Below are 19,039 nucleotides of genomic sequence, written 5' to 3'. Positions count from 1 at the left end.
TTCCTATGGAATCTTTATATCTTTGCCATGTCCACCGACTCGAATTCCTACGCCGGTCAGCCGCATAGTCTCGGCGACGCCGGTGCCTTTGCGTGCCGGGTCACGACAGAAACGACAGGTGCAACATGACATTCGATTATATCCTCAGCGGTGGCGTGACCCTCTGCATCACCGCCTATCTCGCCTACGCCCTCTGGCGACCGGAGCGCTTCTAATGCATGTCGCCCGAACGTGTGCAGCGGTTTCGGGAAACGACATGCATCACAACAAGACCTCAAAACGCGTCGTGTGAGTCCTTTTTCACGCAACGCGCTTTAGCCGCATCGCTTCGGCCCTGCCCCCACACCGGCATCCTTCCGTCGTGGTCGAGGCTTTTGCCTCCCGCAGGCACCCGACACTTTTCTTCCGACGTTCAACCATCATCCGGGGTCTCTGATGAGCAAACCCACATCCGCGAGCATCTTGGATGCCCGCATCCTCGTGCCTGCCATCGGCGGCGCGTTTCGAAAACTCGACCCGCGAACCCTGGCCAAGAACCCGGTCATGTTCGTGGTCGCCACTGTTTCCGTTCTGACCACGATCCTCTTCGTCAAGGATCTTGCATCGGGTTCGGACGGTCTCGGCTTCTCGTTCCAGATCATCCTCTGGCTGTGGTTCACCGTGCTGTTTGCCAATTTTGCGGAAGCCGTGGCCGAGGGTCGGGGCAAGGCGCAGGCAGAGTCGCTCCGCCGCACCCGCTCGGAAACGCAGGCCAAACTGCTGATATCGGCCGACAGCCGTACGTGGAAGGATGTTCCCGGTGCGACGCTCAAGGTCAACGATATCGTGCTCGTCGAAGCCGGGGACATCATTCCCTCGGACGGCGAAATCATCGAGGGGATCGCGTCCGTCAACGAAGCGGCGATCACCGGTGAATCCGCGCCCGTCATCCGCGAGTCCGGCGGCGATCGATCCGCGGTGACCGGCGGAACACAGGTTCTGTCCGACTGGATCAAGGTGCGCATCACGGCGGCCGCCGGATCGACCTTCATCGATCGCATGATCGCGCTGGTCGAAGGTGCCGAGCGTCAGAAGACCCCGAACGAAATCGCGCTGAACATCCTCCTGGCCGCCATGACGCTCATCTTCGTCATGGCGACGGCGACGATCCCGGCGTTTGCCGGCTATGCCGGCGGCTCCATCCCGATCATCGTGCTCGTCGCACTGTTCGTCACGCTCATCCCCACCACCATCGGCGCCCTTCTCTCCGCCATCGGCATCGCGGGCATGGATCGCCTGGTCCGCTTCAACGTCCTCGCCATGTCCGGCCGCGCGGTGGAGGCAGCGGGCGACATCGATACGCTGCTCCTCGACAAGACCGGGACCATCACGCTCGGCAATCGGCAGGCGACTGCGTTCTGCCCTGTCACCGGCGTGACGGAACAGGATCTCGCGGATGCGGCGCAGCTTGCGTCACTGGCCGACGAAACCCCCGAAGGCCGCTCCGTCGTCGTGCTCGCCAAGGAGAAATACGGCCTCCGCGCGCGCGACATGCAGGATCTGAATGCGACCTTCGTGCCCTTCACCGCGCAGAGCCGGATGTCCGGCGTCGATCTGGAGGGAACGTCGATTCGCAAGGGCGCCGTGGAGTCAGTGCTCCGCTATCTCCAGGCCGAAACCGGAACAGGCGCATCGACACAAGGGGAGGCACGGGCAAAGGAGGCACAAGCGATCGCGGATTCGATTGCGAGAGCGGGTGGCACGCCGCTCGCGGTCGCGCGGGACGGCAAGGTGCTCGGCATCATCCACCTGAAGGATATCGTCAAGGGTGGCATCCGGGAGCGCTTTGCGGAGTTGCGCCGCATGGGGATTAGGACCGTCATGATCACCGGCGATAACCCCATGACGGCTGCGGCCATCGCGGCGGAAGCCGGGGTGGACGACTTTCTGGCCCAGGCGACGCCCGAGAACAAGTTGCAGCTTATCCGCGACGAGCAGGCGAAAGGAAAGCTCGTCGCCATGTGCGGCGACGGAACCAACGACGCGCCGGCGCTCGCTCAGGCCGATGTCGGCGTCGCCATGAACACCGGCACGGTCGCAGCCCGCGAAGCTGGAAACATGGTCGACCTCGACAGCGACCCGACAAAGCTGATCGAGATCGTGGAAATCGGCAAGCAATTGCTGATGACGCGCGGCTCGCTGACGACCTTCTCGATCGCGAACGACGTCGCCAAATACTTCGCGATCATCCCGGCAATGTTCGTCACGCTGTATCCCCCTCTCGACACGCTGAACGTCATGGGCCTCGCCACGCCCCAAAGCGCGATCCTCTCGGCGATCATCTTCAACGCGCTCATCATCATCGCGCTCATCCCGCTTGCCCTGAAGGGTGTCGCGTACAAGCCGATCGGTGCGGGGCCGTTGCTGCGCCGAAACCTCCTGATTTACGGCCTCGGCGGCCTCGTCGTGCCGTTCGCCGGCATCAAGCTGATCGACATGATCGTGTCGGCGCTCAACCTCGCCTGATCGGAAAAACCAATGACCATCGCAGTATTCATCCTCGGCATGACCCTCTTCGGACTGCTCTTCGCCTTGGCCTCGGCGCTCGACAAAGCCTGATGCGGGAGACCTCGAAATGATACACGCCATCCTCTTCGTCATCATGATCATCGGCGGCATGGCCCTCCTCTCCTGGCCGCTCGGGCGCTATATGCACTGGGCCATGGATCCCGGTGCCGGCCAAGGCAAAGCGAACCGGCTGACCGCTACGTTCCAGGCGATCGGCGGGGCCGCAACGGCGCCGACGCAGGACTGGAAGCGCTACGTCGTCTCCCTCCTCGGCTTCAATGTCGTCATGTTCGTGATCTGCTTCGCGATCCTCGCGTTGCAGCCGTATCTGCCGCTCAATCCCGACGGCCGGCAGGCGCTCGAGGGCAGCCTGATCTACAACACGACCAGCTCCTTCGTCGCCAACACCAACCTGCAGCATTACTCCGGCGAAGTCGCGATGAGCTACCTGTCGCAGCTTGCCGCGCTGATGTGGCTCCAGTTCGTCTCGGCGGCCGTCGGCCTTGCCGCCCTCGCGGCGCTGGCGCGCGGGCTTGCGGGACGCACGCTCGGCAACTTCTTCGTCGACGTGCAGCGCGCAACATTCCTCGTTCTGCTTCCGCTCGCTCTCGTCGTCGCCCTCCTCCTGCTCCTCACCGGCGTGCCGATGACATTCGAGGGATCGGCGGTCGCGACCACGCTCGAGGGCGTCCAGCAGACCATTGCGCGGGGTCCTGTCGCTGCCTTCGTCGCCATCAAACAGCTCGGCACCAATGGCGGCGGCTTCTTTGGCCCGAACAGCACGCATCCCCTCGAGAATCCCTCCTTCTGGTCGAACGTCCTGCAGACCATGTCGATCATCATCATTCCCATGGGCTGCGTCTGGATGTTCGGCGGGATCATCGGGCGGATGAAGCATGCCGCCGTGCTGTTCACGGTCATGCTCGTCCTCATGGGCGCCCGCATCACCGGCGCGGTCGGCTTTGAATCCGCACCGACCCACGCCTTTGCAAATCTGCCCATCACGCAGGATGTTGGCAATCTCGAAGGCAAAGAACTGCGTTTCGGCACGGCGGCCGGCCCCGTCTGGGCGGTCGTGACGACCTCCACCAGCAACGGCTCCGTCAATGCCATGCACGACAGCCTCAATCCACTGACGGGCCTGATGCCGATGATCGGCATGTGGCTCAACGAAGACTTTGGCGGCGTCGGGGTCGGAATGATCAACATGTTCCTCTACATCGTCGTCGGTGTCTTCATCGCCGGCATGATGATCGGCCGCACGCCCGAATATCTCGGCTGGCGCGTCGAGGCGAAGGAGGTCAAGTTCGCCATGATGGGTCTTCTCAGCCACGGCTTCTTCATTCTCGTCGGCACGGCAATCTTTGCGGCGACACCTTGGGGTGCGGCGACGCTGAACAACATCGGCCCGCACGGCTTCAGCGAAATCCTCTATGAATTCTCGTCGGCCGCGGCCAACAACGGCTCCGGTTTCGAGGGTCTCGGCGACAACACCGTCGCCTGGAACATCGCGACGGGCACCGTCATGCTGCTCGCGCGCTTCATCCCGATCATCCTGCCGCTCGCCATCGTCGGTTCGCTGTCCGTCAAGCGCCGGGCCACCGAGTCCAGCGGCACTCTCTCGGTGGAGGACGGCACCTTCGCCGGAATGCTGACCGTCACGGTCGTCATCGTCGGTGCGCTGACCTTCTTTCCTGCAGCCACGCTCGGCCCCATTGCCGAACACGTCATGTTCATGAAGTGAGACCAATCATCATGGAAACTCTTCTCTCCAGCGTCCGCATCGCTCTTGCAACCATGCTGGTCTGCGTCGGCGGCTATACGGGCGTCGTCTGGGCGGTCGGTACGGCTGTCACGCCGCAGATGGCGCAGGGCTCTTTGATCACTACTGCAGACGGCAGGGTCATCGGTAGCCGACAGCTCGCACAGGCCTTCACGCAACCGCAATACTTCTGGCCTCGCCCCTCGGCCGTGGACTACAACGCGGCGGCGGCCGGCGGCTCCAACAAGTCACCGACAAGCACGGATTTGACCGACCGCGCGTCGAAAACGGCGGCCGCCTTTGGGGCAACGCCGCAGAACCCCCTTCCGGCCGAACTGGCGGCTGCCTCCGGCGCGGGTCTCGACCCGCACATCACCGAGCGCGCCGCGCGCTACCAGGCCGCGCGTATCGCCAGCGCGCGCAGCCTGCCGGTCGAGGCCGTCAACGCCCTCATCGACCGCAGCGCCTTCTCGCCGGGCGGGGTTCTGACGCCGGACCGGCTCGTAAACGTGCTCGAGATCAACCTCGCGCTGGACAAGACCGCCCTGCGTTAAGCACAAGATCGGTCGGCAGTCGCGTTGACCGGCGGCCGACCAACCATGGAGCGAAGGATGGCCAACGACAACCAGGGCGGACGGGACCGGCGACCATCCCCCGAAGCGCTCCTTGCCCAGGCGGACCGGGACGATCGTGGCAAGCTGAAAATCTTTCTCGGCGCAGCCCCGGGCGTTGGCAAGACCTACGAGATGCTGATGTCCGCCCGGGCCCGGCGCGCCGACGGGACCGACGTCGTCATCGGCGTGGTGGAAACCCACGGACGGAGGGAAACCGAGACGCTCGTCGCCGGACTGGAAACCGTCGCACGGACATCCGTCGACTACAAAGGACGCACGCTCGACGAGATGGATATCGATGGCATCCTCAAGCGCCGGCCCGCGCTCGCGCTCGTGGACGAGCTCGCGCACACCAACGCACCCGGAAGCCGCCATCCCAAGCGCTATCTGGACGTGCTGGAACTGCTGGCCAAGGGTATCGACGTCTACACCACGCTCAACATCCAGCACGTCGAGAGCCTCAACGACATCGTCGCCCAGATCACCCGCATCCGGGTGCGCGAGACGGTTCCGGACTCGATCATCGACCGCGCCGACGACATCGAGATCATCGACATCACGCCGCAGGACCTCATCAAGCGGATGCAGGACGGCAAGGTCTACCTTCCCAAGACGGCACGGCGCGCGATCGAGAACTACTTCTCGCCCGGCAACCTGACGGCCCTGCGCGAACTCGCGCTCCGACGCACGGCGCAGCGGGTCGACGACCAGCTTCTCACGCATATGCAGGCCCATGCCATCCCGGGCCCGTGGGCCGCGGGCGAGCGCATTCTCGTCTGCCTCGGTCACGGTCGCAACGGACCCACGCTGGTCCGCTACGCCCGACGACACGCCGACAGACTGCGGGCGCCCTGGACCGTCATCCATCTGGAAACCGCAAGGTCGGCCTCTCTCGCAGAGGCGGACAAGGATCGGCTGGCGGCCTGCATGCGGCTTGCCGAACAGCTTGGTGCGGAAACCGTGACGTTGCCGGCGTCGCGCGTGTCGCGCGAGCTGCTGGCCTATGCGACGGCGAACAACGTCAATCATCTCATCATCGGCAAGTCCGAACGGTCCTGGTGGCGGGAGCGGTTCGAAGGATCGGTCACGCACGATCTCATCCGCCATTCCGGCACCATCAGCGTGCATGTCATGTCGGACGGTGGCGAAGACGTCGCGCCGCGCGGTGTCCGGACGGCCGCACCGGCCACGCGCATCAGGATGAAGGACTACCTCTCCAGTCTCGCCTTCGTTTCGATGGCCGTGCTGATCGGCATTCTTCTCGACCAGACGCTCAATGTGCAGAACCTTGCGCTGGTGTTCCTGATGGGCGTTCTCGCCTCCGCCGTCAAAGGCGGGCTCGGTCCCGGCCTGTTTGCCTCCTTTCTCGGCGCCACCGCGTTCAACTTTTTCTTCCTGGAGCCGCGCTATACGCTCACCATCCGCGACCCGGAAAGCGTGGTCGCTCTTCTCTTCTTCCTCGGGACCGCCCTCATCGCCAGCAACCTTGCCGCCGCGGTCCAGAGACAGGCTATGGCCGCGCGACAGCGGGCGCGAACGACGGAAGACCTCTATCTCTTCTCTCGCAAGCTTGCGGGAACGGGCACGCTCGACGACGTTCTCTGGGCAACAGCCTACCAGATGGCCTTGATGCTGAAGGTCCGGGTCGTCCTCCTTCTGCCGGAGGACGGGACGATCGCGGTCAAGGCCGGTTATCCGCCGGACGATACGCTTGTCGATGCGGACATCGCGGCAGCGCGCTGGGCGTGGGAGCACGATCGGCCCGCGGGACGTGCGGCCGATACGCTTCCCGGCGCCAAGCGCCTCTACCTGCCGCTGCGCACCGGCCGCGGCGCGATCGGCGTGGTCGGGCTCGACAACGACAGACAGGGGCCCCTGCTGAACTCCGACCAGCAGCGCCTGTTCGATGCGCTTGCCGACCAGGCTGCTCTCGCCATCGAGCGGATCCAGCTCGTCGCAGACGTCGACAAGGCCAGGCTCGCTGCGGAAACCGACCGGCTGAGGACGGCGCTCCTCACTTCGATCTCGCATGACCTCAAGACCCCGCTGGCCGCCATCATGGGATCTGCCGGCACCATCAAGGATTTCGGCGGCGGCTTGTCCGAAGACGCAAAGTCCGAGCTGCTGACGACGATCATCGAGGAATCAGAGCGTCTCAACCGTTTCATCGCCAACCTCCTCGATATGACCCGCATCGGATCGGGCGCCATGATGCCGAACGCCTCGCCGCACTTCGTCGGCGATATTGTCGGGTCCGCTCGCGCGCGCGCGGCCAAGATCACGGTGGACCATCGCGTGGAAACGGGGATTCCCAACGATCTGCCCATGGTGAAGGTCGATCCGGTCCTCCTCGAGCAATCGCTCTTCAACCTGATCGACAATGCCGCCAAATACGCTCCGGCGCACACGACGATCCGCATCGAGGCCAGCGCTGCCGAGGGCACGGTTCGCCTTTGCGTGATCGACGAAGGACCGGGCCTGCCGCCCGGAGACGTGGAGCGCGTTTTCGACAGTTTCTATCGTGTCCGCAAGATCGACCATGTCAAAGCCGGAACCGGCCTCGGTCTGTCGATCTGCCGGGGTTTCGTCGAAGCGATGGGCGGAAGCATCGTCGCGGGAAATCGACCGGACACCTCTGGTGCCGTCTTCGAGATCCGACTACCCATAGCGACGATGGCAGGAGGACCGACATCATGACCCATGCCGCCGTCAAGATCCTCGTCGTGGACGACGAGCCCCCGATCCGAAGGCTGCTGGACGTCGGCCTGTCATCGCAGGGATTCGCGGTCAAAGGCGCGCAGAACGCCCGTTCGGCAATCGAGATGGTGCAGTCGGATGTTCCTGACCTCGTGCTCTTGGATCTCGGCCTGCCCGACATCAATGGACATGACCTTCTCAGCCGATGGCGGGCGGAGAACGTTCCTTTTCCGATCGTCATCCTGTCGAGCCGCACGGACGAGGCAGGCATCGTTCAGGCACTGGAGATCGGCGCGGACGACTATGTCACCAAGCCGTTCGGCATGAACGAACTCGTCGCGCGCATTCGCGTGGCTTTGCGCCATCGGCTGCAGACAAACGGCGAGAAGCCGATCTTCCAGGCGGGTGATCTGTCCGTCGATCTCGTCAAGCGGATCGTCAGGGTGCGGGGAATGGACGTCAGACTGACACCCAAGGAGTATGATATCCTCAGGCTTCTAGTCCAGCATTCGGGACGCGTCCTCACCCATCGCCTGATCCTCGAAAAGGTCTGGGGGGAGATCAGCGACGTCCAGTATCTCAGGGTCTATATTCGGCAGCTGCGCCAGAAGATCGAAGAAAATCCCGACCATCCTCGCTACATCCTGACCGAAACGGGCGTCGGTTACCGGCTCGTCGAGTGACCCTTGGTCCCTTCCTCCGGCACACGCCGCAACCCCGGATGTCTCGGACCTGGGGACGCTGCACCGGGCCATCTCAGGGCCAATGCAGGTCGCCCGAAGTGTGCAGCGGTTTCGGGAAACGACATGCATCAAAACAAGACCTTAAAGCGCGTTGTGAGAACCCCTTTTCACGCAACGCGCTTTAGCCTGCGCGAGACGGCGGCGCCACCTTGCCCTGCTCGATCAGCCAGGTAACCGCCTCCTCGACCGCCTGAAGGGAGGTATAGCGTGGCACAAACCCGAGCAGCCGTTTTGCTTTTTCCATGGAGCAGTTGGGACTGCGGGCAATATGTTCCCAGGTGGCTTTGGCGTCTTCCGCCGGCCGGTCCGCCGCCCACTGATCGTATGGCAGGAACGTGAGAACAGGATCGCGTCCGAACCAGCGCGACATGCGCTCGGCATAGCCGCGCAACGTCAGGGCTTTTTCCGACACCGCGTGGAAACTTTCCCCGATCGCGCTCGCACGGGACGAGAGAGCGGCGAGAAAGAGCCGCGCGACATCCTCCGCATGCACGTGATGCACGGTCTCAAGGCCGAAGTTCGCCAAGGGGAGCTGCTCGCCGCGAGCAAGGATCGAAAACACCTCTGGATTGAAATTGCCCTGGGGGTTGAGCGGGTTCCACCCGGGACCGACGATATGTCCCGGGTGAAGGACGGTCGCGGGAAAGCCTTCGCAGTGCGCTGTCTTTAAAAGGTAGGTTTCGATGTCTGCCTTCTGGATTCCGTAGTCGCCGAACGGATGCTTCGGTGCGTCTTCAGGAGTGGGAACGGCGACCGGCGTACCATGTGTCCAGATTGTGCCCGTGTGGAGGAAGTGGCCGACATGTCCCTTCAGCGCATCGACCAGCATCTCCGCGCTGGGTTTCGTAAAGCAGATCATGTCGATGACGATGTCCGGCTTCAGCGACCGGATGTCTTGACCAAAGGTGCCCGCACGTTCCCGCGCGTCCCGATCCATCGTCAGCCGTTCCGCATGTCCCCAGGCGGCATGCGGCGTGTAGGGGTCGGACATGCCGCGGCTGATCGCGACGACCTCGTGTCCCGCCTCGACAAGGGCGGGAACGAGATAGGTTCCAACATGCCCTGTTGCTCCGATGACGATCACACGGGACATGAGATGACCTGACTTGCTGGTTGAAGGGCTCGCCATCGGAAACGCACGTGCCCTTCCCAGGTTCCGGCCCGACATCCGGGCGGATCGCGCCGCCCTCTTTCGAGGCGAACGCCGGCACTAGAGGCCGGCGATCGTCCGCAGATCATCCACGGCGCCGGGCGCTGCCGCAAGAACGGGCGATCCGCGCGTCAACTGCGCGCCTTCGACTGGAAAGGGATGATGCCAGCCACCCGCTTCGCGCACGAGGCAATAACCCGCAAGGCAATCCCAGGCATGCATATAGGGCTCGTAGTATCCGACAAGCCGGCCCGCCGCGACATAGGCGAGCATAAGCGCACCGGACCCATTGCGGATGAAGTTGCCACCGGCCTCCAGCAGCGATTCCACCATTTTGCCAACGAACGCCGGGGTGACGTAATTGTTGGCGCCGATCCCGGTGACAGCATTGCGGATGGTGCGCGACGGATCGAGAACCAGCGCGCGCCCGTTCAGTGTCGCCCCCTTGCCATCTGCGCCAGCATAGAGCTCGTCGAAACAGGGCGCGTAGATCACGCCGATCACCGGCTTGCTGTCACGCAGAACCGCGATCGAAACGCACCAGCTCGGCATGCCGTTGACGAAGGGGCTGGTGCCGTCGATCGGATCGACCACCCAGGTGTAGCCGGATGTGCCTGCAGCAAGGCCGTATTCCTCGCCGAGAAAGCCGTCATCGGCATGGGCCTCCGCCACGGCCGCGCGTATCAGGTTCTCCACCTCGCGATCGGCGATCGAGACCACGTCCTGGGCATCACGCTTGGTTTCGATGACCAGCGTCTCGCGCCGGTTGAAGTAGTCGAGAGCGACGGCGCCGGCGGTGCGGGCGATCGTTTGCGCAAGCGCGAAGCGGGCGTCGAGATCATGCGTCATGGGTAGTCCTTCACTGCGAGACGGCTCAATCGTTGATAATGGCAATGCCGCGACCTTTGAAGCCGACAGCGACATCGGTTGCCGGCGGCAGCGCGCGTTCCACGGCGGGATCGACGACGAACAGTTTGCCCGTGCCGGTTTCCACCTCGTATTCCACATGGTCGCCAAGATAGGCGGCGTGGGTAATCCGCCCTGGAAGTGCGGCCGTCGAAGCCGGTTCCAGGGTAATCGAGTTCGGCCGCACGGCGAGCTTGGCCGGGCCCGGCCGGGCATTGCGGCTGGGCACGCGATGTTCGAGTGCCCCGATGCGGATCGTCGCGTCGGCGCCCTCGACGCGAATGACATCGCAGGCCACCACGTTCGCCTCGCCCATGAAATCGGCGATGAAGGCAGACGCCGGGGCTTCGTAGAGATCGCGCGGCGAACCCTCCTGCGCGATCACGCCGTCCTTCATGATGATGATGCGGTCGGACACGGCCAGCGCCTCGTCCTGGTCATGGGTCACATAGACGGCGGTGAAGCCGAGGCGCTGCTGCAGCTCGCGGATTTCGGTGCGAACCTGGCGGCGAAGCCGGGCGTCGAGGTTGGACAACGGCTCGTCGAGCAGCAGCACCTGCGGTTCCAGCACGAGGGCGCGGGCAACGGCCACGCGCTGCTGCTGCCCACCCGAAAGCTCGGCGGGAAGACGCGCGCCCATGCCGGCGAGACCCACGAGCTTCAAGCCTTCCTCTGCCCGTTCGCGCGCCTCCTTGCGCTTCATGCCCGACGATTCCAGGCCATAGGCGACATTGTCGAGCGAACTCATATGCGGAAACAGCGCGTAGGACTGGAACACCATCGAGACATCGCGCTCATTGGCCGGCAGCATGGTGACGTCCTTGCCGCCGATGAGAATCTGCCCCGAGGTGGGATGTTCGAGGCCGGCGAGCATGCGCAGCGTCGTGGTCTTGCCGCAACCCGAAGGCCCGAGCAGGGTCACGAGCTGGCCCGGTTCGATGGTGATCGACAGGTCGTAGATGGCGGTGAAGGCACCGAATTGCTTCTTCACATGCTGAAAGACGACGGAACCGGCGCGGGGATGAATCATGCTGTTTTCTCCTGACCGAGAAGAGAGGAAGGTGCGGAGCGAAGGCCCGCGACGCGATTTTCGCGCCGCAGCCGCCGTTCGCCGACGAGAAGCTGGAAGCCGGCGATGACGACGATCATCACGACGATCAGCATGGAGGAATAGGCGATCGCCACGCCGTACTCGCCGTTTTCGACGAGACCGACGATATAGGAGGTCGCCATGTTGTATTCGGCGCTGACGAGGAAGATGACGGCGCTGATCGAGGTGATGGCCCGCACGAAGGAATAGACCAGCGCGGCCGTGATGGCGGGACGCAGGAGCGGCAGGATGACCTTGCGCACCGTGCGGAAGCTGGTCGCGCGCAGCGTCAGCGACGCTTCGTCCAGGCTTTTGTCGAGCTGGCTCATCGCTGCCACACCGCCCCGCACGCCGACCGGCATGTTGCGGAAGACGAAGCAGGCGATGAGGATCAGGGCCGTGCCGGTCATTTCCAGCGGCGGCAGGTTGAACGCCATGATGTAGCTGATGCCGATGACGGTACCGGGAATGGCAAAGCTCATCATCAGCGCGAACTCGAACACGTTGCGACCGACGAACTTCTGGCGGACGATGATGTAGGCCGTGAGCAAACCGACGGCGGCCGTCAGCGGTGCCGAGATCAGCGCGATCTCCATGGTCGTCCAGAAGGAATTCCAGGCGACGCCCGTCCAGGCGATGACACCATCGCGCATCTCGATCGAGAAGGCCTTGATGTAGTGATCGAGCGTCAGCGAATTGTCGAGACCCCAGGTTTTGACGAAGCCGCCGAACAGGATCATGCCGTAGATGACGATCGTGAACAGCATCCAGGGGACGACAAGCGCATGGACGCCGATCGCGATCGAGCGGGGCAGCGCGATATGGGCGCCGCTATCGCCCTTGCCCGTGACGGTGGCGAAATTCTTGCCCGAGAGCCAGTAACGCTGTGTGAGAAACGCGGTGAGCGTGAAGCACAGCAGGATGATCGCAAGCACGGCGGCGCGCGAGGGGTCGTTCTGCGAACCGACGACGGCGAAGAAGATTTCGGTCGAAAGCACGCCGTGGCTTCCACCGAGCACCAGCGGATTGCCGAAATCGGCCATGCTTTCGATGAACCCGATCAGAAACGCATTGGCGATGCCTGGCTTCATCAGCGGCAGGGAAACCCGCCAGAATGTGCGCCACCGATCGGCGCGCAGCGTCTGCGACGCCTCTTCCATGGAGGGACTGACGCCCTCGACCACACCGATGAGGACCAGGAACGAGATGGGCGTGAACGACAGGACCTGGGCGATCCAGATGCCCGTCATCCCGTAGAGCCAGCGGCCGGGCTCGATACCGAACAGGTTCGACAAGGCTTCGGTCACGACGCCGGCACGTCCGAACAGCAGAGTCAGCGCCAGACCGATGACGAAGGGCGGCGTGATGATGGGAAGGACGGTGAGGAGGCGCAGACCCTTTTTGAAGGGGAAGCGCGTGCGCGTGGCGACCAGCGCGAAGGCAAGCCCCATGATCGTGGATCCGCCCGCCGTCATGATCGCGAGAAACAGCGTCCGCCAGGCGACGCCGCAACGCTCGCCCCCGAGAACGCAGCCGAGGCTCCAGATGGCGGGATCCTGGATGTTGCGGGTGAACCCGTCTGGATTGAGCGAGCCATCGAAATCCTGGAAGGCGCCAACCAGCATGCTGCCGACCGGATAGAACACGAAGATGGCGACGAGGAAAACGAGAAGCGCGATGGACGCGACGACGAAGGCATCGCCCTTCATCGCGCCACGTTCGGCAAGGCCGAAGGAAAAAAGCAGCACGAAGACGAGCGCGGAGAGCATGGCGCCGGCCCCCATGGAGGGTTGCCCATCCGCCATTGCGCCGAAAAGCGTCTCGCTGATCGTCCAGGACCAGCCGGAATAGCCGATGGCCAATCCTTGCAGCGTCAGGAACGCGGTGCCGATCGCGCCGGATGCGACGAGGAGAGCTCCGCGTCGTTTCGGATCCTGCGTGAAGCGCGCGATGCCGGCAATTGCCAGCATGAGCGCCGCCACGGCCAGCCACCAGCGGCCATGAAGAAGGATCTGCAGAAGACCGGGCGAAACCGAGGCTTCTGCGGGAAAGCCCGACAGCCAGCCGAAGGCCAGAAAACCGCCCTCGATCCTGTACCAGGGGACGAGCAGGAAGGCGAGAATGCCAAGCCCGAGCGTGATATCAAGTCTGCGGTTTCGATTGTCCGTGTCGGTCTTCATGCCGATCCCCTCTCCGAGCCATGCCCTGTTTCCTGTGCCCGCGCCGGCCGACAGCTGCGTCGGCCGGCGCGGGGTGCGCGCCTCAGTTGGCGTTGGCGCTGATCTCGCGGTCCCAGCGCTCGAGCAGTTCCTTGCGCTTGGCCGGATCGCCATAGGTCTTGAAGTCGTAGTCGATCAGCTTGATGTCTTCGAAGCGCGGCGCTTCCTTGGGAATTTCGGCCGATTTGTTGGAGGGCAGCTGGAAGGACTTGGCGTCCTTCATGCGCGACTGGACGGCCGGCGTAAGTGCCCAATCGTACCAGATCTTGGCGTTGTCGAGGTTCTTTGCACCCTTGACGATCGACATGGAGCCGATCTCGTAGCCCGTGCCCTCGCAGGGCGCGACGGCCTTGACCGGGAAGCCTTCCGCCGTCTGCGCGACGGCATCGTGCATGAAGACGATGCCGATGGCCGTTTCGCCGCGGGCTGCGGCCTTCACCGGCGCCGAACCCGACTTGGTGTATTGCGAGATGTTGGCGTTGAGCTTCTTCAGATAGTCGAAGGCCTGATCTTCACCCATGATCTGGGCCAGCGACGCCAGGGCCGTATAGGCCGTGCCGGACGAGTTGGGATTGGCGATCTGGATCTCGCCCTTGAACGCGGGGTTGAGAAGATCGGCCCAGCACTTCGGCTCGGTAAAGCCCTTGGTCTTGAAGATCTCGGTGTTGTAGCCCCAGCCGAGCGCGCCGGCATAGACCCCGACCGTCTTGAAACCGGACCCCTCGGCCTGCTTCTGCGCCCAATCCTGCAACTGGTCGAGCAGCGGCGATTTGTACTCTTGCGTCAGCCCGTCGGATGCCGCCTGCATATGGGGATCACCCGTGCCGGCCCACCAGATATCTGTCTTGGGGTTGCGGGCTTCCGCCCGGATCTTCGCATAGGTTTCGCCGGATGACAGGCGCACCATGTTGACCTTGATGTCGTGATCCTTCTCGAAGTCGCCCTTCATCTGCTCACAGATCACGACGTCGGCCGAGCAGATCAGATTGAGCGTGCCGGCCGCATGCGCTGACGTGGCCGTCAGTGCCGTCGCGGCCGTCATCAGCATGCAGGCTGTATAGGTTTTCATGGTCTTTCCTCCTGGTTGAACTTTGTAAGCGGGTTGCCCGAGCCTCCGGACGGCATGGCGATGCCGTTCCCCTGTCATGCGCAGCGGGTGACGTGTCTTTTCCGGCAATGGTTTGCGTTCAGGGTATTCCGCGGATCTCGCTATCGAAGCGTTTGAGAAGCCGACTGCGTTCTGTGGGCGAGCCGAAGGTCGCAAAGTCGTAGTCGACCATCCGGATCATCGAAATATCGGGCGCGCCCGGCGGCAAGGATGCACCGGCATTGGACGGAACCTGGTTCTGACCGGCGGCCGCGCCTGTCGCCTGCCCTTCGGCGCTGAGGGCGAAACCGACGAAAGCCCGGGCAGCCTCCAGATTCTTTGCACCTTTCACGATGCTGACGGCCCCGATTTCGTAACCCGTGCCTTCGCACGGCGCCACGATTTCAAGCGGATACCCCGCCTGACGCAGCGTCACGGCATCGTGGATGAAGGAGATGCCGATCAGCGTCTCGCCATGAGCAGCATCCTTCACGGGTGCGGAGCCGGACTGCGGAAAAGCACGGATGTTGGTGCGGAGCCGACCCAGATACTTGAACGCCTCGTCTTCTCCGAAGAGCTGAACCAGCGTGGCCAAGGCCGTATAGGCCGTACCCGACGTGGTGGGATCGGCAAGCTCGATCGCCCCGACATAGGTGCCGTCGAGCAGATCCTTCCAGCAGGCGGGAGCCTGCAGACCCTTCTGTTTCAGCAGATCGGCATTGTAGGCAAAGCCGAGCGCTCCGGCATAGATGCCGGCGGAATGGCCGCCTGAAAGATCGAAGAAATTGTCCGCCCAAGGCAGCATCGTCAGCGTCGATGGCGGCTGGTAAGGCTGCAACAGGCCTTCGGCCGCTGCCTGCAGATGCGTGTCTCCCGTACCGCCCCACCAGACATCCGTCTGGGGATCAGCCCGCTCCTGACGCACCCTGTCGAGGATCTCGCCGGTGCTCTTGCGCGTCACGGTCGCGTCAATCTTCAAATGCGTCAGGACGGCCTGCTTCATCGCGGCGCACCAGGCCTCGTCGACGCCGCATAGGACGTTGAGCCGCGCCAACGGCTCTGACCGTGCCGTCGCGCCGAACGACACGAATGCCGCCGCCATCAGACAGATGAACGTCCTCACCAAGATCCTCCTCTTCCCGGAACGATGCCGCTCCGACCTCCGCCGTCAGAATGGCAGATACGGCGAAGGCTTCAAGAAAGGAGTGGTTACCGTTGTTACAGCCAGACTTTCGAAGGATTGCGAGCCTTACAGATATTACATTTGTGACAGTTCCCGTCATCGGCGAGGATTTGAACAATTCCTCCGGAAGTCTATGATGCAGCAGGAGGAATTTCGGCATGCAGGTGAAGATTCTGATCGTCGAGGACGATCCGGATATGGCGGAGATGTTGTTTGATCTCGTCGAGGCGGAGGGCTGGACGCCCTTTGTTGCCGGATCGGCGGAAGAGGCGACGGTGTTTCTCTCCCATGAGGCGGTGCATCTCGTGCTGCTGGACCACAATCTGCCTGGTGCGTCTGGACGCACGTTTGCCCAGCGCGTCCGGAGCAGCCTGGATGTCGGCATCATCATGGTGACGGCGGCCGGCAGTTCGGCCGAGCGGGTTCTGGGTCTCGAAACGGCAGCCGACGACTATATCGTCAAGCCGTTCGAGCCCATCGAACTCGCTGCCCGGATCAAGGCGGTGTTGCGTCGCTCGATCCTGATGCCGAAACCCGAGCGTGTCCCCGAGGCGGGCGCGCAGCCGGGCTCCGATCGCGCGTCCCCGACGTCGGCGCTGCATCTTGGGAACTGGACGATCGATCTCGATCGCAGACTGGCCATCTGCGAGGGCCAACCGGGAAAGACGCTGACGGGCGCAGAGTTCGCGCTTCTGGAATTGCTGGCCGAAACGCCCAATCTGGCCGTGACCCGCGCGCAGATCCTCGAGCGGCTCGGGAGCGGCACGGAGCGCTACGTCGATCGGAACGTGGATGTGCTTGTTCTGAGACTGCGCCGCAAGATCGAGCAGAACCCGGAATTGCCGCGCTTCATCAAGACGCGGCGTGGCCGAGGCTATGTGCTGGAAACGGCCCGCCGCGAGACGGAGCAATGACCCATCGGGCCTTCTTCTCCTCGATCGCCTTCCGTCTTCCCGCGGCCATCCTCATCATCGGCGCCTTGGTTCTCGGCATTTCCACCATTGCCATTTTCGGGCTTCTGAAAGCCCGCAACGAAATGGCGACGTACGGCACTCAGGCCTTCGTCAGCCTCGGCAAGTCCGCCGCCGTTTCCAAGCAGGTGTCCGATCTCGTTTCCAGCGCGCCCTTCCTGATGAATGCGACGTCGCCCTATCGCATTTCCAGCGAAAGTCGCGCCGTCCTAACGCAGGTCGAAGCATTGATGCGCATGATGCAGCCGCGGCGCGAGCGCGCAAGCGCACCCGCCGACACGGGAGCGGTTCTTGCTCTGCTCGGAAGCATCCGACAACAGACGATCTCCATGCTCGACAATGCCGAGGCTGCACAGGCGCACAAGTCGGATGCCGCGATGGCGCTGAGCCAGATCGCGACACGGGACATGTCCACCGTTCGCAACCTGCCACCGACGCTCAATGCCCTCGCCCAATCCGCTTCGACTTCGGACAGCCTGTTCCAGCTCGGGGAGCTTCAACGACGCTACGTCCGGGATCTGTCCATTGCCGAGGCGGCGCCCGTGCGCATGGATCAGGCGGCGCTCGATGCGCACCGTCGCATCTTTGCGGCGCAGACGCGCTACCTCAGAGAAATGTTTTCCATTCGCGCTGCGATCACGCGCCTGCATGCCGTCTCGCGCGAGCTTTCGCTCGCCGTCGAGGCGCAGAACGATGGCGTCGTGCAAAAGCTCGGCGACGATGTCCAGGCGATCTCGCACATGCTGCAAAGGCTGTTGAGCATCGTCGTCGTGACCGCCCTTCTGATGCTGGTCGTTGCCGCCCTCGCCATTCGCTCGGTCATGCGGGTGTCCCGCGGGATCATCGATCTTTCCGCCGGCATGAACGCGCTCGCCGGAGGACAGAAAACCATCGACGTGCCGCGCTATCGCGGCGACGAGACGGAACTGATCCGGCTGGGGCAGGCTTTCAGCGCCTTTCGGGAGAGCGTGGATCGCGTCAGCCAGATGCGGCGCAAGGCGGACACGGCGGCCAAGACGATCCGCGCGATCTTCCGCAGCATGAACGAGGGCATCGCCCTCTTCGATTCCGCCGGCAAGCCGCTGGCGATGAACCGACGGGTGATCGAGCTTCTCGGCGGCGGCGGCGCCTCGCGAAAACTCCCCTTGCGACGCTTCATGGAGGGGGTCGCAGACGTCGACATCCGGGGCCTGGAGGAGGCGCTGGCGAAAGAGGATCGGCCGGGAACGCCGTTCGTCTCGCGCCAGCGCCGCCCCGATGGGCAGGTGGTGGAACTGTCCCTCTCGCGCCAGCGGGACGGCGGTTTTGTGCTCCTCGCGCGCGACGTTACCGAAGCCGACCGGCAGGAAGCCGAGGCGGCAAAGGCGCTTCGGCTCGGCGGCATCACGCGCATGACCCACCAGCTCGCCCACGAGGTCGGAAACATGATCGGCATCGTGACCGGCAGCCTCGGCCTGCTGGAGCGCGAGGACGGCCTGACCGACCGCCAGAAGCGGCATCTCAACCGCATCCGAAAGGCAGCGGACCGTGGCCGCGCGCTATCCTCGAGCATGTTGTCGGTGGCGAGCCAGCAGCAGATCTTTCCCGTCTCGATCGATCTCCGGGCCGTCCTCACCGGCATGATCGACGTGCTCGAGATCGCCGTCGGCGAGAAATGCCGGATCAGCCTGTCGACCCAAGGCGACCTGCCCCCGGTCTTTCTCGATCCCGCCCTCTTCGAGCAATCCATCCTCAACCTCTGCCTCAATGCCGCAGCCGCCATGCCGGACGGCGGCGACATCACGATCTCCGCAGTGCGGGACGGGCCATCCGTCATCGTATCCGTCGCGGACGCGGGCATCGGCATGACGCCGGAAGCCATCGACAAGGCCTTCGAGCCCTATTTCACGACCCGCCTCAAGGACGGAGGCGCCGGCCTCGGCCTTGCAACCGTCTATGGCTTCATCCGCCAGTCGGGCGGCGATGCGAGCATTCACTCCCGTCTGGGCCACGGCACCGTGGTGACGCTGGCTTTTCCGGATCCCACCGCCGACACGGCATGACGCGTCAGCGTGGCACGCCGCTCGGAGC

General features: G+C 63.7%; 14 protein-coding genes. 8 read left to right on the top strand and 6 right to left on the bottom strand.

Features of this window, described 5'->3' with window-relative positions; all coding sequences use genetic code 11:
- Positions 1-125 precede the first annotated feature (125 nt).
- The 6 genes from ASG03_RS13725 (at position 126) to ASG03_RS13700 (ending at position 8,303) form a co-directional block, all read left to right on the top strand.
- Positions 126-215: a potassium-transporting ATPase subunit F gene (locus ASG03_RS13725; RefSeq protein ID WP_062693992.1), complete on the top strand. Its 90-nt coding sequence runs from the start codon at positions 126-128 to the stop codon at positions 213-215.
- A 220-nt stretch (positions 216-435) separates the two neighbouring features.
- The gene (gene kdpB, locus ASG03_RS13720; protein ID WP_062693991.1) at positions 436-2,505 is read left to right on the top strand and encodes a potassium-transporting ATPase subunit KdpB; all 2,070 of its coding nucleotides are present in this window, start codon (positions 436-438) and stop codon (positions 2,503-2,505) included.
- A gap of 109 nt (positions 2,506-2,614) precedes the next feature.
- Positions 2,615-4,291 (top strand): potassium-transporting ATPase subunit KdpA, encoded by a 1,677-nt coding sequence (gene kdpA / locus ASG03_RS13715; protein ID WP_200934705.1) that lies wholly within the window; start codon positions 2,615-2,617, stop codon positions 4,289-4,291.
- Positions 4,292-4,302: 11 nt separating this feature from the next.
- The gene (locus tag ASG03_RS13710; RefSeq protein ID WP_062693990.1) at positions 4,303-4,863 is read left to right on the top strand and encodes a potassium-transporting ATPase subunit C; all 561 of its coding nucleotides are present in this window, start codon (positions 4,303-4,305) and stop codon (positions 4,861-4,863) included.
- A 57-nt stretch (positions 4,864-4,920) separates the two neighbouring features.
- On the top strand, positions 4,921-7,620 hold the full coding sequence (locus tag ASG03_RS13705; RefSeq protein WP_062693989.1) for a sensor histidine kinase: 2,700 nt from the start codon (positions 4,921-4,923) through the stop codon (positions 7,618-7,620).
- Positions 7,617-8,303: a response regulator transcription factor gene (locus ASG03_RS13700; protein ID WP_062693988.1), complete on the top strand. Its 687-nt coding sequence runs from the start codon at positions 7,617-7,619 to the stop codon at positions 8,301-8,303. Before ASG03_RS13705 ends, ASG03_RS13700 begins: the two co-directional genes overlap by 4 nt.
- A 181-nt stretch (positions 8,304-8,484) precedes the next feature.
- On the opposite strand, the gene ASG03_RS13695 is transcribed toward ASG03_RS13700, so the two are convergent.
- The 6 genes from ASG03_RS13695 to ASG03_RS13670 all read right to left on the bottom strand — a co-directional run bounded on the left by ASG03_RS13695 (position 8,485) and on the right by ASG03_RS13670 (position 15,917).
- Positions 8,485-9,456 (bottom strand): NAD-dependent epimerase/dehydratase family protein, encoded by a 972-nt coding sequence (locus ASG03_RS13695; RefSeq protein ID WP_062693987.1) that lies wholly within the window; start codon positions 9,454-9,456, stop codon positions 8,485-8,487.
- 117 nt (positions 9,457-9,573) lie between these two features.
- Positions 9,574-10,362, bottom strand: a complete 789-nt coding sequence (locus ASG03_RS13690; RefSeq protein ID WP_062693986.1) for an inositol monophosphatase family protein — start codon at positions 10,360-10,362, stop codon at positions 9,574-9,576.
- Between the two features lie 25 nt (positions 10,363-10,387).
- Positions 10,388-11,449, bottom strand: coding sequence for an ABC transporter ATP-binding protein (locus ASG03_RS13685; protein ID WP_062693985.1), 1,062 nt, complete (start codon positions 11,447-11,449; stop codon positions 10,388-10,390).
- The gene (locus ASG03_RS13680) at positions 11,446-13,689 is read right to left on the bottom strand and encodes an ABC transporter permease (protein WP_062693984.1); all 2,244 of its coding nucleotides are present in this window, start codon (positions 13,687-13,689) and stop codon (positions 11,446-11,448) included. The genes ASG03_RS13685 and ASG03_RS13680 overlap by 4 nt, the downstream gene beginning before the upstream one ends.
- Positions 13,690-13,771: 82 nt before the next feature.
- Positions 13,772-14,797 (bottom strand): ABC transporter substrate-binding protein, encoded by a 1,026-nt coding sequence (locus ASG03_RS13675; protein ID WP_062693983.1) that lies wholly within the window; start codon positions 14,795-14,797, stop codon positions 13,772-13,774.
- Between the two features lie 118 nt (positions 14,798-14,915).
- The gene (locus ASG03_RS13670; RefSeq protein ID WP_062472637.1) at positions 14,916-15,917 is read right to left on the bottom strand and encodes an ABC transporter substrate-binding protein; all 1,002 of its coding nucleotides are present in this window, start codon (positions 15,915-15,917) and stop codon (positions 14,916-14,918) included.
- 239 nt (positions 15,918-16,156) lie between these two features.
- Here ASG03_RS13670 and ASG03_RS13665 point away from each other — a divergent pair, with 239 nt between their 5' ends.
- Entirely contained in the window at positions 16,157-16,912 is a 756-nt protein-coding gene (locus ASG03_RS13665; protein ID WP_062693982.1) for a response regulator transcription factor, read from the top strand.
- The gene (locus tag ASG03_RS13660; protein WP_062693981.1) at positions 16,909-19,011 is read left to right on the top strand and encodes a sensor histidine kinase; all 2,103 of its coding nucleotides are present in this window, start codon (positions 16,909-16,911) and stop codon (positions 19,009-19,011) included. The genes ASG03_RS13665 and ASG03_RS13660 overlap by 4 nt, the downstream gene beginning before the upstream one ends.
- The last annotated feature ends 28 nt before the right edge of the window (positions 19,012-19,039 follow it).

The organism is Rhizobium sp. Leaf341 (genome assembly GCF_001424325.1).
In the GTDB taxonomy this organism is placed as follows: domain Bacteria; phylum Pseudomonadota; class Alphaproteobacteria; order Rhizobiales; family Rhizobiaceae; genus Ferranicluibacter.
The sequence above is the reverse complement of the archived record's forward strand: the minus strand, read 5'-3'. Positions and strand labels throughout refer to the sequence as shown.